We start from the raw sequence: 13505 nt of genomic DNA on the forward strand, positions 1-13505 counted from the left end.
CCGGCTAGAATTGCGTGGTTGTCCAGCACACAGAGTGAGGCCGTTCGCACATGAAAATTCTCGTCACCGGTGGCGCCGGGTTCATCGGCTCGAACTTCGTGCACCACGTTCTGGAGCACACCGAGCATGCCGTCACGGTGCTCGACAAGCTCACGTACGCGGGCAACCTCTCCTCGCTCGACGGCCTGCCCGCCGACCGGTTCGAGTTCGTCCACGGCGACATCGCCGACGCCGCGCTGGTCGACACCCTGTTCGCGCAGCACGATGCCGTCGTCCACTATGCCGCTGAGAGTCACAACGACAACTCCCTCGACGATCCTCGCCCCTTCCTCGAGACGAACATCGTGGGCACCTACACCCTGCTCGAAGCCGCGCGTCGCCACGATCGCCGTTTCCATCACATCTCGACTGACGAGGTCTACGGGGATCTCGAGCTCGACGACCCTTCGCGATTCACGGAGCAGACCCCGTACAACCCGTCGAGCCCATACTCCTCGACGAAGGCGGGCAGCGACCTGCTGGTCCGAGCCTGGGTGCGCTCGTTCGGCGTGCAGGCGACCATTTCGAACTGCTCGAACAACTACGGCCCCTACCAGCATGTCGAGAAGTTCATCCCCCGCCAGATCACGAACGTTCTGCGCGGCGTCCGCCCGAAGCTCTACGGCTCGGGCGAGAACGTGCGCGACTGGATCCACGCCGACGACCACTCCTCCGCTGTGCTCACGATCCTCGAGAAGGGCGTCATCGGGGAGACCTACCTGATCGGCGCTGACGGCGAGAAGAACAATCGCGACGTCGTGGAGCTCATCCTCACGCTGATGGGACAGCCCGCCGACGCGTACGACCATGTCATCGACCGCCCAGGTCACGACCTGCGTTACGCGATCGATTCCACGAAGCTCCGGAACGAACTCGGCTGGGCGCCTCGACTGAGCGACTTCGAGTCGGGGCTCGCCGAGACCATCGCGTGGTACCGCGAGAACGAGGCATGGTGGGCGCCCCAGAAGGACGCCACCGAGGCCCGCTACACGGCACAGGGCCAGTAGTTCCGATGCGGACTCTCATCACGGGCGCCTCGGGGATGCTCGGGCGCGACCTGCAGCGCGCCTTCTCCGATCGCGATGTGACGGCCCTGGACCGCAACGGACTCGACGTGACGGACGCGAGTGCGGTGCTCGACGCCGTCGCCGGGCACGACGTCGTGGTCAACGCTGCCGCCTACACCCGAGTCGACGCAGCGGAGAGCGACGAGGACACCGCATACGCCGTCAACGCGCTCGGTGCGAAGCACCTGGCCCAGGCGGCCTCCGTGCACGGTGCGCGACTCGTGCAGGTCTCGACGGACTACGTCTTCGACGGCACCTCGACGACGCCGTATCCCGAGGACGCCCCGCTCAGTCCGGTGTCGGCATACGGACGGACGAAGGCGGCCGGCGAAGCACTCGCGCTCGCCGAGAACCCCGGTCGAACCTATGTCGTGCGGACCGCATGGCTGTACGGCGAACATGGGCCGAACTTCGCCGCCACGATGCTCCGACTCGCATCCGAGCGGGAGAGCTGGAACGTCGTCGACGATCAGATCGGCCAGCCGACCTGGTCGTTCGACCTCGCACGGAAGATCGCCGAACTCGTCGGCAGCGGGGCTCCTGGCGGCATCTTCCATGGAACCAGCTCAGGGCGCACCAGCTGGTTCGGGTTCGCGCAGGAGATCCTCCGCCTGGCTGGGCTCGACCCCGAACGCATCTCACCGATTCCGAGCAGCTCGTACCCGACGCCCGCGCCCCGACCGTCGTTCAGTGTGCTCGGCCACGACGCATGGGGCCGGATCGGACTCGCGGAGATGCGCGATTGGCGCACCGCCGTGGCGGCATCGGGCGTCGCGTCGACGATGCGTTGAGGCGGGCCCGACGAACACGACCGGGATCGGTTACGGTCGGTCGGGTTCGGCGCTCCCCGCGATGAGCTTCCGATAGGCCACACGCCGAACGGGCTCCGGCACGAAGCGGTACACACCCCGAACGATCACGTTGCGCAGGTACTCCGTGCGAGACGTGAAGCGGATGTCGCGCATCGCCCGCTGGAGCGCCAGCTCGCTGCGCCACTGCTCTCGGCCTCCGCGGCGGGCGTATGCGCCGGCACCGACCCGATACATGACGAGCGGCTCCGCGAGATTGCCCACCGCCGCCCCGGTGTCGATCATGCGCGCGAACAGCCAGTAGTCCTCCATGAGCCCGAGCGGCAGGTATCCGCCCGCCCGCGCGACTGCGGCACGTCGATACACGACCGTCGGGTGGCTGAACGGGTCGTGGAACCGCGCATACCTCGCGATGTCACCGGCATCCGTTCGCGGCACGCGCCGGCCGACGATCGAGCCGACGTCGTCGAGGAACTCGAGCATCCCCGTTCCGACGAGGTCGAGTCCGGCCTCGACGAGGGGAACCTGCTTCGCGAACCGCTCGGGCAACGAGATGTCGTCGGCATCCATGCGCGCGACGATGTCGTGAGCGCAGTGCGCCAATCCCTCGGACAACGCCTGGGCGAGTCCGACGTTCTCCGAGATGCGGTGATGCACGACGGGGACGGGCGATCCCGCGATGGCAGCGCCGATCGCTTCGTCGAGCCGTTCACCGACCGGACCGTCCTGGACCAGCACGACCTCGTCGGGCCGTCGTGTCTGCGCCGTCACGCTCGATGAGAAGGCCTTCGCGAAATGCGCCGCGTCGTCGCCCCGGTAGACGGGCATCAGGAGCGTGAACGGTTCGCTCATCGGTGCTCCACGCGATCGATCGCCTCGCTGACCGCGCCGAGGCCGGCGAGCGACATCGAGTTCGGCCGGGGCCGGGTCCGCGTGCCGTCCCGGTACCCACGACGCCAGCCGTCACGAAGCACCGCACGATCCGATGAGCGTGCGAAGGTCTTCACCCAGCGCCGCACGCTCGAAGCACCGTAGACCGACTTCTCGAACACGGAGAGGCTCTGCGACCGACGGAACATCCACAGCTTGTTGCGCACCTCGTAGTAGAAGCGGGCACCCGGATCCGCGTCGGTCGAGCCGAGCACCTTCGTCTTGTGCACGACGACGGATGCCGGCACGTGGAGGCCGCGGCGGCCCCGCAGCACCCGCGTCGAGTACTCGAAGTCGTCGTTCCAGATGAAGTAGTCCGCGATCGGCAGCCCGGCCTCGCGAACGACGTCGGCGCGCACGAGCATCGACACGAACGAGGTGCTCCGGATCGCGATCCCGCCGCGCCGCGCGGCGTCGACGCGTTCCGCCTTCGACACGAACGGCTTCGATCTCGGCGTGTTCATCGGGTGCTCGGTGCCGTCGGTCCAGATGACGCGGGATCCCGCTGCCACGACATCGGTGCCATCGACCGCGGCGAGCAGCGCCGCGAGCGCTTCCGCGGTCGGGATGGTGTCGTCGTCCATGAGCCAGAGCCAATCCGGCTCGTGCCGATCGAGCGCGACGGCCATTCCCGCGGCGAAACCGCCTGCGCCCCCCGTGTTCCGGGGCAGCGAGACGAGATCCACGAGCTCGCCGGCCGCACGGGCGACGTCCGCCGAGTCATCCGTCGACGCGTTGTCGACGACGACGACGCGGGCGAGCGGGTGCTGCTGGGCGGCGAGGGCCTCGAGCACCTCGACGAGAAGGTCGCGCCGGTTGTAGGCGACGACGACCGCGACCACGCGCGGGCTGGCGGTTGACGAACTCATTGACCCTCTGGGTTCGGGGAAGGGGAACACTCCATCTTGCCCTGTCGCGTCGCACGTTCTCTCCACAGCGGCACCGATTCCCCGCGGATTCAACGGTTGGCGACGGTAGATTGGACGAGGTGCCCGCGCACCATCCGCACGAAGGAGCACAATGCCCACGACCCTCCGGATGATCGTCGACCAGGTCATCGCGCCGGTTCCGGGACCGCTCGGCCTCTACACCGAAGCACTCACGAGTGCGCTCATCCAGAGCACTCCGCCCGGCTGCGAGATCGAGGGCATCGTGTCCTCATCGCCGCCCTCCGACTACGACCGGCTCGAAGCGCAGTTCCCCGGCCTCTCCGGGCTCTACAAGACCACGCTCGCACGTCGTGAGCTCGCCGCGGCGTGGCAGCTCGGGCTGACGACCTCGCCGGGCGGCGGCATGATCCACTCCTCCGGGCTCTTCGCCCCGCTCCGCCGGCACGACCGCAGCGTCTCGGGCGACCAGGTCGTGGTCACCCTGCACGACCTTCTCCCCTGGACGCACCCCGAGTCGCTCACGAACGCGTCCGTCACCTGGCACAGGGCCATGCTGAAGCGAGCGCGCAAGCATGCCGACGCCGTCGTCGTGCCCACGCACGCCCTCGCCGAGCGTCTCGCGAACGTGGCCGACTTCGGCGATCGCGTCCGCGTCATCGGCACCGCTCCGAGGCCCGGTCTCGTCGTTCCGACGGATGCCGCCGACGCCGCGGCGCGCGCCGCACGTCTCGGCCTTCCTGCCGCCTATCTCGTTGCGACGGGCACGCTCGATCCGCGCAAGGGCATCGTCGACCTGCTCGAGGCCCTCGGGCGCCCGGGGATGCCCGAGATCGCCCTCGTCGTGATCGGGCCGGCGACCTGGGGCGAGCTGCATCTCGCCACCGTCGCCGAGGAGTCGGGCGTCGATCCGCGTCGGGTGCACGCCATCGACGCCGACGACCCCGCCGACCTCGCCGTCGTGCTGGCGGGTGCGACGGCCTTCGTCGCACCCAGCCACGAGGAGGGCTCGGGCACGTCCCTGATCGAGGCGTTCTCACTCGGGCTGCCGGTGATCCACTCCGACACCCCCGCCTACGTCGAGATCGCGGCGGAGAGCGGGCTCGTGGTGCCGATCGGCATCGGCGGCGGGTACATCGAACGGCTCGCGGCCGCGGTGAGCACGCTGGTCGAGAGCCCCGCCCTCGCCGAGCGCCTCTCCGTGACCGCCGGCGACCGTTCGCACGCCTTCAGCTGGCGCGACACCGCCGAGCGGGTCTGGCAGCTGCACGCCGACCTCTGAGCCGCCCCCGAGCCGCCCAGAGCCGACCGCCGCTGAGCCGACGACACCTCAGCGGCGCAGCTCAGCGGCGCAGCTCAGCGGCGCAGCTCAGCACCGACGGCCGATGAGCGGATGCCGCGGCATCCGCTCGAGTGGCGACCTCACTCCGCGGCGGGTTCCTCCGTGGCCGGCGCGACGGCCGGCGCGATGAGCGAGCGGATGTAGTCCCAATCGGGATCGGTGGGGTCCACTCCGTTCGCCGGCACGAGTTCGACCGTGGCGATCGGCAGTTCCTTGGTCTTCATCGAGAGGTCCACGAAGTAGCCGAGCATCGACTGCGGGATGTCGGTCTTCACGGTGTCCGCGCCCGCGGCCGCGACCTCCTGGAACTTCGCGAGCACGTTCGTCGGCGTGAATTGGTGCAGGACGGCCTCCTGCAGCACTCGCTGACGGGCCATCCGCTCGTAGTCGCCGCCGGCGGTGCCGTACCTGGCGCGCCCGTACCAGAGGGCGTGGTAGCCGTCGAGGTGCTGCTGGCCGGGCTCGATCCACCCGTCGACGCCCTCGTTGTCCTCGTCGCCGCCGATCGGGATGCGGACGTCGACGTTGATGTCGACCCCGCCGAGCGCATCGATGAGCTGCTGGAATCCCTGCATGTCGATGAGCGCGTAGTACTGGATCTCGAGCCCGGTGATGCCCTCTGCGGCGTCCCTGACGCCCTCGATGCCGGGTTCACTGCCTTCGGCGACGGCGTTCGGGTACATCTCGGGGCTCTTCAGCTCCACCTCGGTGTAGATCGAGTTGAGCTGGCAGACGTCGACCTCGCAGCCGTCGATCGCGCCGTAGCCCTCGGGGTAGACGGCCGCGAGCGGCGAGTCCTCGGGGAACGGCACGTACTCGAGGTCGCGCGGCAGGCCGATGGTGACGGCCTGGCCGGTCTCGGCGTCGATCGAGACGACGGTCATGCTGTCCGGCCGCATGCCCTCGCGGTCGGGGCCGGAGTCGCCGCCGAGCAGCAGGATGTTGTACCGGCCGTCGACGGGCGGTTCGCTCGGCCCGGTGGGGAACACCGATGCGAGGAAGCCGCTCGTCGTCGTGGCGAAGTAGGCGCCGTACGCTGCGGTGCCCGAGAGTCCGACCATCACGAGGGTGGTGACCGCGGCGAGCCACACCCTGGCCGACGGCGCCGTCTTCACGAGTCGGACGAGGCGCAGCGTGTCGAACGTCAAGATCACCCAGAGGACCGCGTAGAACGCGAGCACCGCGGCGATGATCCAGAGCGTGAACGACATCGAGAAGACCGTGTAGAGGGTCGCGGGCCAGAACAGCCACACGACGAAGGCCGCGATCGCGATGGTCCACAGCGCGAGCGTCGCGCCGAGTCCGAACCGGCCGAGCTTGCGGCTGCCTGCGAGTACCTGCGGGGCACCCGGGATCAGGAAGTTGAGCACGACGAGCCACCACGCGCGGCGGGTCATGACCGTACGCGAGGCGACGTCCGGGTAGCGGATCGGGCTGGCGGCGAGCGTCATCGGTTCTGCTTGAGCCGTTCGTTCTTCTCCTCGACGAGGGCGGCGAGGCCGGACGCGTAGTCGGCGAGCGCCGTGGTGAGGGAGTCGTCGGCGGTCGCGAGGATCTTCACGGCGATGAGGCCGGCGTTCTTCGCACCGCCGATCGAGACGGTCGCGACCGGCACGCCCGCCGGCATCTGCACGATCGAGAGCAGCGAGTCGAGGCCGTCGAGACGCGACAGCGGCACCGGCACCCCGACGACCGGCAGCGTCGTCACCGAGGCGAGCATGCCGGGCAGGTGGGCGGCGCCTCCGGCGCCTGCGATGATGACCTTGAGTCCCCGAGCCGCCGCCTGCTTGCCGTAGGCGATCATCTTCTCGGGCGTGCGGTGCGCCGAGACGACCTCGACCTCGTGCGCGACGCCGAACTCGTCGAGCAGAGCGGATGCGTCGCGCATCACGTTCCAGTCGGAGTCGGATCCCATCACGACGCCGACGAGGGGTGCGGTGTTCGTCTCAATCACTTGATCGAGTGTAGGGCCGCGGGCTGTGAGATGTCCGCAGGGCACGCGGCCGCGGCCACGAGGCGGACCGAGTCAGTCAGTCCTGGAAGAACGCCGCCGTCGCCCGCGCCTCGTACACGACCTCGTCGAGATCGTCGCCCGTCGCGGTGACGTGGCCGATCTTGCGTCCGGGTCGCGGCGCCTTGCCGTAGTTGTGCACCTTGACCGTGGGATGGTCGAGGAGCGCTTCGGCGTAGCGGTCGGCCAGCGAGCCCTCGACGGGGCCGCCGAGCACGTTCACCATGACCGACCACTCGTCGCGACTGCCGGTGGCGCCGAGCGGCAGGTCGAGCACGGCACGCAGGTGCTGTTCGAACTGCCCGGTGGTCGAGCCGTCCATCGACCAGTGGCCGCTGTTGTGCGGCCGCATCGCGAGCTCGTTGACGAGGATGCGCTCATCGCTCGTCTCGAAGAGCTCGACGGCGAGCACGCCCGTGACTCCGAGCCCCTCGGCGATCGTGATCGCGACGTCGGCTGCGACATCCGCGAGCCGGCCCGCCGACCGTGGTGCCGGCGCGATGACCTCGCTGCACACGCCGCCCACCTGCACGGTCTCGACGAGCGGCCAGGCGACGACCTCGCCGGAGGGGCGACGCGCCACGAGCTGGGCGAGCTCGCGGCGGAAGTCGACGAGCTCCTCGACGAGCAGCGCTCCTGCGCGCCCGTCCTCGGCGATCGTCGAGAACCACTCGGCGACCTCGGAGGCGCTCCGCACGACGCGCACGCCCTTGCCGTCGTACCCGCCCCGAGGCGTCTTGACGACCGCGGCGCCGCCGTGGTCGGCGATGAAGTCGTCGAGTTCGACGAGCGTCTCGACGCGGGCCCAGTCGGGCACCGGCAGTCCGAGTTCCGAGAGGCGTTCGCGCATGACGAGCTTGTCCTGCGCGAAACGCAGTGCGTCGGGCCCGGGGTGCACGGCCACGCCGGCGTCGACGAGCGCCCGCAGCACGTCCTGCGGCACGTGCTCGTGGTCGAAGGTGATGACGTCGACCTCGCGCGCGAATGCGAGCACCGTGGCCGTGTCGGTGTAGTCGCCGACCCGATCGGCCGCGATCGCCGCCGACATGCCCTCGGCCTCGGCGAGCACGCGGAGGTCGACTCCGAGTTCGATCGCCGCGGGGATCATCATCCGGGCCAGCTGCCCTCCACCGATCACTCCGACCCGCACGCCATGCACTCCGTTCACCGCCGCCATCGGCGCCCGCGCGGGCGCCCAGTTCAGTCTAGGCTGCGCCCGACGGCATAGGATGTGCCGGTGTCCACCCGCCTCGCGAGCGCCATCCAACGCCTCTGGGACGGCCTGCTCGCGTACGCGGTGAAGTTCGGCGTCGTGGGCCTCATCGGGCTCGTCATCGACGTCGCGCTCTTCAACGCGCTGCGGCTCGGCGTCTTCGGCGAGGGTCACTGGGCGCAGTCGGCGATCGGTGCGAAGACCATCTCGACGAGCGTCGCCATCGTCTTCAACTGGCTGGGAAACCGCTACTGGACCTTCCGCACCCACCGCCGCCGCAACTACGTGCGCGAGTTCCTCGAGTACGCGATCGTCTCGCTCGGCGGCATGGCGATCGCACTCGGATGCCTCTGGCTCAGCCACCATTGGCTCGGGTACACGAGCCTCGTGGCCGACAACATCGCGACGAACGTGGTCGGCCTGGGGCTCGGCACGGCGTTCCGCTTCGTGCTCTACCGGTACTGGGTCTTCGGCCACCATCGCGCCGACGGGCTCTCGAACCTCGCGCGCGTCGAAGAGGCGCAGCGCTCCCTCTTCGAGGAACCCGACACGCACGCCGCTCCGGTCGAGGAACCGGTCGCCGAGGCATCCGACAGCGAAGCGGATGTCTCGGCGCCCGCGCCCGCCGACGCGGTCACCGGTCCCGGCGACCGCGCCTGAGCTGGCGGTCGGGCGTCTACTCCGCCGGTTCGGCGGTCGGCTGGAACCAGGGCGGATACACCGCGACGCGGGCACGCACTCCTGCGCTGGCGAGCTCGGCCCGCACCCGGTCGCGCACCGGCTCGTTCGCCACCGCGATGAGCGCCACGTCGTCGAGCGGGAGGCATTCGCGCACGAGCAGCTCCGCACCGTCGAGTCCGGACCCCGCTTCGTCGCGGTGCAGGCGCTGCAGCATGCGCTGCACGTCGGACCACTCGGTCGCGACGGCCGCGCCGGTCACCGCGGCATCCGCTTCGCTCACGACGATCGTGCCCGGCACCTCGGCCTTGTCGCCCTGCGCGCTCGTGAGCGAGCTCACGAAGATGACGAAGTCGGCCGGCGCCCGCTTCACGGCGTCCTCATGGAGCCGCGGGTCGGGCGTCGCCGTTCGCACGGCGTTCCAGACGTGCGCGTCGGTCGTCAGCAGGAACGGCACGTAGTCGGCGATGACCGCATCGGTGCCGTCGATCGCGGCACCGCGCCGGTACTCGCGGGCGTGCGGCGCAGCGAGGTCGACGACCGGCACCGCGCCCGCCGCGTCCGCCAGCAACGCACCGGCGTCGAGGATCGGCGGCAGGTTGTCGATGTGCGTCACGTGGTAGATGCGCATCGCCTTCAGGTCGAGGCGCGGTGCGTCGGAGGCGATCATCGGTCGCGAGGCTCCGGGGACGCGCGCCGGCGGGCGGCCGCTCCTCGTCGTCGAGGATCGCGCAGATCGGGCCACCGGGGCGGGCGCAGGCTTCGCCTCGGGCTCCGGTGGGGGGAAGCAGATGGCGCAGAGGCCGTCATCGAAACCGTGTTTGCATTCGTCGGCCAAGAGGAACCCTTCATCGTGCGGCTCGCGCTCGGGCGACGCGAGACCACCTGTCAACGTTACGTCCTTTGGAGGCGTCCCGCTGCACGATCGCTCAGGTTCAGCGTCCGCCCCATGCCACGGTGTCGCCGTCGATCATGGATTGCTCGGCCCGACGGCGGTCGGCGACGCGCGAATGCTCCTCGCCCATGAGCTCCTGGAGCGCGCCCTGCACGAGGGCCGGCTTCGGCACGTCCTTCAGCACGAACGGCTGTTCGTGGCCCGTGTTGATGCGCACATCGCCCGAGCCGAACGCGCTCTGGAGCCACGTGCGACGCACCGTCACGTCGTAGCCCCGGCTGTGCAGCATCTCCTGCCGCACCCGCACGAAGATGCCGCTGCGCACGATGATCCGCCGCGTCGTGATCGTGGTGCGCCGCGTGAGCCAGGCGAGGAAGGGCAGGAACGCGCCGAGCAGGGCGACGAGCGCGGCCGCGCCGATGATCGCGAGCTCCTGCCAGAGTTCGGGAACCACGCCGACGCCGTAGGCCGTCGCTCCGGCCAGCACGATGAGCAGGATCGCCGGAACGGTCAGCACACGGGCGTGGCGCCGCAACCGGGCCACGACGCGCTCCGGCGGCTGCGCCGGCGGCACGGTCGCCTCGGGTGTCGCGGCAGGCCTCATACGCCCATTAATACCGCAGGTGCGTCACGTCCCCTGCGGCGACAGACCACGGCTCGCCGTTCTCGCGGTCGATCACGACGAGTCGGCCGTCGCCGTCGAGCCGTTCTGCACGTCCGAGGAGCTCGCGGTCGCCGGGCAGCTCCACGCGGACATCACCGCCGATCGTGCCGCAGAGCGCCGTGACCCTGGCGGCGATGCCGCTCGCCTCGGCGTCGCCGCCCGACCGGGCGAATGCGTCGAACAGCTCGAGGAAGGTGCCGAGATAGTCGGCGAGCACGGCGTCGGCGTCGGGCTGCTCACCGGTGACGAGCAGCAGCGATGTCGAGGTCAGCGTCGGCAGGTCGTGCTCGTCGAGGGTGAGGTTGAGTCCGGCACCCACGATCACGGCCCCTGAATCGGGCAGCAGCTCCGACAGGATGCCGCAGATCTTGTACCCGGAGACGAGCACGTCGTTCGGCCACTTGAGCTCGACGTCGACCCCGCCGCTCTCGTCGGGGCGTTCCGTCTCCTCCGGGCGCGGTCCGCGCCGGCGACGACGGGGGGCGGCGGCCGGAGGCCCGTCCCCCGGCTCCGACCCGGCGACGGCGGCCGCGGTCGCCTGCAGGTGCGGCTCGACTGCGCGCTGCACCGCCTCGGTCATCGCGGCACCGGCGATGAGCGGGATCCATCCGTAGGCGTCGGGCGGGAACGCCGGGCCCCCGGCGAGCCCGGGGCGCAGCAGCACCGAGATCGCGAGGGTCTTGCCCGTCGGCGCGAGCCAGACGCGGCCGAGGCGCCCGCGGCCGCGCGTCTGGTTGTCGGTGACGAGCGCCGCGCCGTGACCCCACTCCGCGGCATCCGATCCGCTCGCCGCTTCGCGCAGCTCGTCGTTGGTCGACCCGACCTCGTCGCGGAACTCGAACCTCGGCACCGCCGCGCGCGAACGCTCCCAATCCATGCGATCACCCTACCCAGCCGGGCTCACGCCCACTCGCATGGCGATAGCCACCAGCGGCGGGACCGTTTTTGTAGGAATCCCTCAACGAAGACGGCCAACTGCTCAGCGGTAGAGTGAACGGCGTGACCGAAGCGACTGACGGCCCCGACCTCTCCACGACCGCCGGCAAGCTCGCCGACCTCAAGCTGCGCTACCACGAAGCCGTGACGGCGTCTGGTGAGGCGGCGATCGAGAAGCAGCACGCCAAAGGCAAGATGACGGCGCGCGAGCGCATCGCCGAGCTCCTCGACCCGGGCTCGTTCGTCGAGCTCGACGAGTTCGTGCGGCACCGCACCCACGCGTTCGGCATGGAGGCCAAGCGCCCCTACGGCGACGCCGTCGTCACGGGCACCGGTACGATCCACGGCCGCCAGGTGGCCGTGTACTCGCAGGACTTCACGATCTTCGGCGGCTCGCTCGGCGAGGTCGCGGGCGAGAAGATCATCAAGGTCATGGAGCTCGCGCTGAAGACCGGCGTGCCGATCATCGGCATCCTCGACTCCGGCGGCGCGCGCATCCAGGAGGGCGTCGTCGCCCTCGGCAAGTACGGCGAGATCTTCCGCCGCAACACGCAGGCCTCCGGTGTCATCCCGCAGATCTCGATCGTGTGCGGCCCCGCAGCCGGCGGCGCGGTCTACTCCCCCGCCCTCACCGACTTCGTCATCATGGTCGACAAGACGAGCCAGATGTTCGTCACCGGTCCCGACGTCATCAAGACCGTCACCGGCGAAGACGTCGGCATGGAGGAGCTCGGCGGCGCGCTGACGCACAACACGGTCTCGGGCGTCGCCCACTACCTCGCGAGCGACGAGTCTGACGCGCTCGACTACGCGCGCACCCTCGTCTCGTTCCTCCCCGACAACAACATGACGGATGCCCCGGTGTACGACGCCGAGCCCGAGCTCGAGATCACCGACGAGGACCGCCGGCTGAACACCGTCATCCCCGATTCGCCGAACCAGCCCTACGACATGCACGCGGTGATCGAGGGCATCGTCGACCACGGGGACTTCCTCGAGGTGCAGCCGCTGTTCGCCCCGAACATCGTCGTGGGCTTCGCCCGCGTCGAGGGCCGCTCGGTCGGCATCATCGCGAACCAGCCGAGCCAGATGGCCGGCACGCTGAACATCGCTGCCGGCGAGAAGGCCTCGCGCTTCGTGCGCTTCTGCGACGCGTTCTCGATCCCGATCCTGACCCTCGTCGACGTGCCGGGCTACCTTCCGGGCACCGACCAGGAGTGGACCGGCGTCATCCGCCGCGGTGCGAAGCTCCTCTACGCCTACGCCGAGGCCACCGTGCCGCTCGTCACGGTCATCACGCGCAAGGCGTACGGCGGCGCCTACATCGTCATGGGCTCCAAGCAGCTCGGCGCCGACATCAACCTCGCCTGGCCGACGGCCGAGATCGCGGTGATGGGCGGCCAGGGCGCTGTCAACATCCTCTACCGCGGCGAGATCAAGCGCGCAGAAGAGGCCGGCGAAGACGTCGCCGCCGTCCGCACGAAGCTCGCGAACGAGTACACCTACAACGTGGCGTCGCCGTTCCTCGCCGCCGAGCGAGGCGAGCTCGACGGCGTGATCGAGCCGGCGGCCACCCGCGTCGCGGTCGTGAAGGCGCTCCGGGCGCTCCGTACCAAGCGCGCGAGCCTGCCGGCCAAGAAGCACGGGAACATCCCGCTGTAGGGGGCGACATGAGCGACGACACCGACGATCGCGCCGCTGCGCTGCGTTTCGAGACCCGACTGGTCACCCCCGATGACGCCGCGGCGGTCACTGCCGTGCTGCTCGGCGCGCTCGACGAGGAGTCGTCGGCTGCGGCATCCGCCCCCGACCCGGGCCGCAGCGCCTGGGTGCGCGGCGACGGCGCCATGCGACAGCCGTTGGTCGTCGGACCCGGCCGTTGGGTGCGCGGCGGGCGCTGACCCCGCTGTCCCCCGATTTCCACCGCCCCGGAATCGCCGATCAGCGCCGGATGCCCGGAACATGGCGAATCCGTCGAAAGGGGGACACTCCGTGTCCCCCGAAATGATGACTTTGCGAACCGCGGTTCGTGCT

Annotated in this window: 14 protein-coding genes; 6 read left to right on the plus strand and 8 right to left on the minus strand. The window is 70.0% G+C overall.

Annotated features, from left to right (window positions below):
• The first annotated feature begins 50 nt into the window (after positions 1 to 50).
• The gene (rfbB, locus tag ASE14_RS05545; protein WP_056652068.1) at positions 51 to 1046 is read left to right on the plus strand and encodes a dTDP-glucose 4,6-dehydratase; all 996 of its coding nucleotides are present in this window, start codon (positions 51 to 53) and stop codon (positions 1044 to 1046) included.
• A gap of 5 nt (positions 1047 to 1051) precedes the next feature.
• Complete coding sequence (gene rfbD / locus ASE14_RS05550) at positions 1052 to 1897, plus strand: dTDP-4-dehydrorhamnose reductase (RefSeq protein WP_056652071.1); 846 nt, start codon at positions 1052 to 1054, stop codon at positions 1895 to 1897.
• A 30-nt stretch (positions 1898 to 1927) separates the two neighbouring features.
• On the opposite strand, the gene ASE14_RS05555 is transcribed toward rfbD, so the two are convergent.
• Both ASE14_RS05555 and ASE14_RS05560 read right to left on the minus strand, forming a co-directional pair.
• Positions 1928 to 2767 carry a glycosyltransferase gene (locus ASE14_RS05555; protein WP_056652074.1) on the minus strand — a complete coding sequence of 280 codons (840 nt, stop codon included), beginning with the start codon at positions 2765 to 2767 and terminating at the stop codon, positions 1928 to 1930.
• On the minus strand, positions 2764 to 3714 hold the full coding sequence (locus ASE14_RS05560; protein WP_056652077.1) for a glycosyltransferase: 951 nt from the start codon (positions 3712 to 3714) through the stop codon (positions 2764 to 2766). Before ASE14_RS05560 ends, ASE14_RS05555 begins: the two co-directional genes overlap by 4 nt.
• A gap of 151 nt (positions 3715 to 3865) precedes the next feature.
• Here ASE14_RS05560 and ASE14_RS05565 point away from each other — a divergent pair, with 151 nt between their 5' ends.
• Positions 3866 to 5014 (plus strand): glycosyltransferase, encoded by a 1149-nt coding sequence (locus ASE14_RS05565; protein ID WP_056652080.1) that lies wholly within the window; start codon positions 3866 to 3868, stop codon positions 5012 to 5014.
• Positions 5015 to 5154: 140 nt separating this feature from the next.
• Here the strand turns inward: ASE14_RS05565 and ASE14_RS05570 are convergent, their stop codons facing one another.
• The 3 genes from ASE14_RS05570 to ASE14_RS05580 all read right to left on the minus strand — a co-directional run bounded on the left by ASE14_RS05570 (position 5155) and on the right by ASE14_RS05580 (position 8253).
• Positions 5155 to 6525 (minus strand): LCP family protein, encoded by a 1371-nt coding sequence (locus ASE14_RS05570; protein ID WP_056652083.1) that lies wholly within the window; start codon positions 6523 to 6525, stop codon positions 5155 to 5157.
• Entirely contained in the window at positions 6522 to 6989 is a 468-nt protein-coding gene (gene purE / locus ASE14_RS05575; RefSeq protein ID WP_200953336.1) for a 5-(carboxyamino)imidazole ribonucleotide mutase, read from the minus strand. The genes ASE14_RS05570 and purE overlap by 4 nt, the downstream gene beginning before the upstream one ends.
• 115 nt (positions 6990 to 7104) lie before the next feature.
• Positions 7105 to 8253 carry a 5-(carboxyamino)imidazole ribonucleotide synthase gene (locus ASE14_RS05580; RefSeq protein ID WP_255356073.1) on the minus strand — a complete coding sequence of 383 codons (1149 nt, stop codon included), beginning with the start codon at positions 8251 to 8253 and terminating at the stop codon, positions 7105 to 7107.
• 69 nt (positions 8254 to 8322) lie between these two features.
• Between ASE14_RS05580 and ASE14_RS05585 the strand changes: the two genes are divergently transcribed.
• On the plus strand, positions 8323 to 8958 hold the full coding sequence (locus tag ASE14_RS05585) for a GtrA family protein (RefSeq protein ID WP_235511115.1): 636 nt from the start codon (positions 8323 to 8325) through the stop codon (positions 8956 to 8958).
• Positions 8959 to 8974: 16 nt separating this feature from the next.
• Here the strand turns inward: ASE14_RS05585 and ASE14_RS05590 are convergent, their stop codons facing one another.
• From ASE14_RS05590 to ASE14_RS05600, 3 genes are all read right to left on the minus strand, one after another.
• Complete coding sequence (locus ASE14_RS05590) at positions 8975 to 9646, minus strand: DarT ssDNA thymidine ADP-ribosyltransferase family protein (protein WP_056652091.1); 672 nt, start codon at positions 9644 to 9646, stop codon at positions 8975 to 8977.
• A 265-nt stretch (positions 9647 to 9911) separates the two neighbouring features.
• Complete coding sequence (locus tag ASE14_RS05595) at positions 9912 to 10475, minus strand: PH domain-containing protein (RefSeq protein ID WP_235511116.1); 564 nt, start codon at positions 10473 to 10475, stop codon at positions 9912 to 9914.
• A 7-nt stretch (positions 10476 to 10482) separates the two neighbouring features.
• Positions 10483 to 11412, minus strand: a complete 930-nt coding sequence (locus tag ASE14_RS05600) for a biotin--[acetyl-CoA-carboxylase] ligase (RefSeq protein WP_056652092.1) — start codon at positions 11410 to 11412, stop codon at positions 10483 to 10485.
• 122 nt (positions 11413 to 11534) lie between these two features.
• Here ASE14_RS05600 and ASE14_RS05605 point away from each other — a divergent pair, with 122 nt between their 5' ends.
• On the plus strand, positions 11535 to 13133 hold the full coding sequence (locus ASE14_RS05605) for an acyl-CoA carboxylase subunit beta (RefSeq protein WP_056655850.1): 1599 nt from the start codon (positions 11535 to 11537) through the stop codon (positions 13131 to 13133).
• Positions 13134 to 13141: 8 nt separating this feature from the next.
• The gene (locus ASE14_RS05610) at positions 13142 to 13372 is read left to right on the plus strand and encodes an acyl-CoA carboxylase subunit epsilon (RefSeq protein WP_056652095.1); all 231 of its coding nucleotides are present in this window, start codon (positions 13142 to 13144) and stop codon (positions 13370 to 13372) included.
• The last annotated feature ends 133 nt before the right edge of the window (positions 13373 to 13505 follow it).

The organism is Agromyces sp. Root81, from assembly GCF_001429165.1.
Classification (GTDB): domain Bacteria; phylum Actinomycetota; class Actinomycetes; order Actinomycetales; family Microbacteriaceae; genus Agromyces.

Coding starts and splice junctions, on each gene's coding strand:
- rfbB (WP_056652068.1), top strand. CDS start 51: ATGAAAATTCTCGTCACCGGTGGCGCCGGGTTCATCGGCTCGAACTTC.
- rfbD (WP_056652071.1), top strand. CDS start 1,052: ATGCGGACTCTCATCACGGGCGCCTCGGGGATGCTCGGGCGCGACCTG.
- ASE14_RS05555 (WP_056652074.1), bottom strand. CDS start 2,767: ATGAGCGAACCGTTCACGCTCCTGATGCCCGTCTACCGGGGCGACGAC.
- ASE14_RS05560 (WP_056652077.1), bottom strand. CDS start 3,714: ATGAGTTCGTCAACCGCCAGCCCGCGCGTGGTCGCGGTCGTCGTCGCC.
- ASE14_RS05565 (WP_056652080.1), top strand. CDS start 3,866: ATGCCCACGACCCTCCGGATGATCGTCGACCAGGTCATCGCGCCGGTT.
- ASE14_RS05570 (WP_056652083.1), bottom strand. CDS start 6,525: ATGACGCTCGCCGCCAGCCCGATCCGCTACCCGGACGTCGCCTCGCGT.
- purE (WP_200953336.1), bottom strand. CDS start 6,989: ATGGGATCCGACTCCGACTGGAACGTGATGCGCGACGCATCCGCTCTG.
- ASE14_RS05590 (WP_056652091.1), bottom strand. CDS start 9,646: ATGATCGCCTCCGACGCACCGCGCCTCGACCTGAAGGCGATGCGCATC.
- ASE14_RS05595 (WP_235511116.1), bottom strand. CDS start 10,475: ATGAGGCCTGCCGCGACACCCGAGGCGACCGTGCCGCCGGCGCAGCCG.
- ASE14_RS05600 (WP_056652092.1), bottom strand. CDS start 11,412: ATGGATTGGGAGCGTTCGCGCGCGGCGGTGCCGAGGTTCGAGTTCCGC.
- ASE14_RS05610 (WP_056652095.1), top strand. CDS start 13,142: ATGAGCGACGACACCGACGATCGCGCCGCTGCGCTGCGTTTCGAGACC.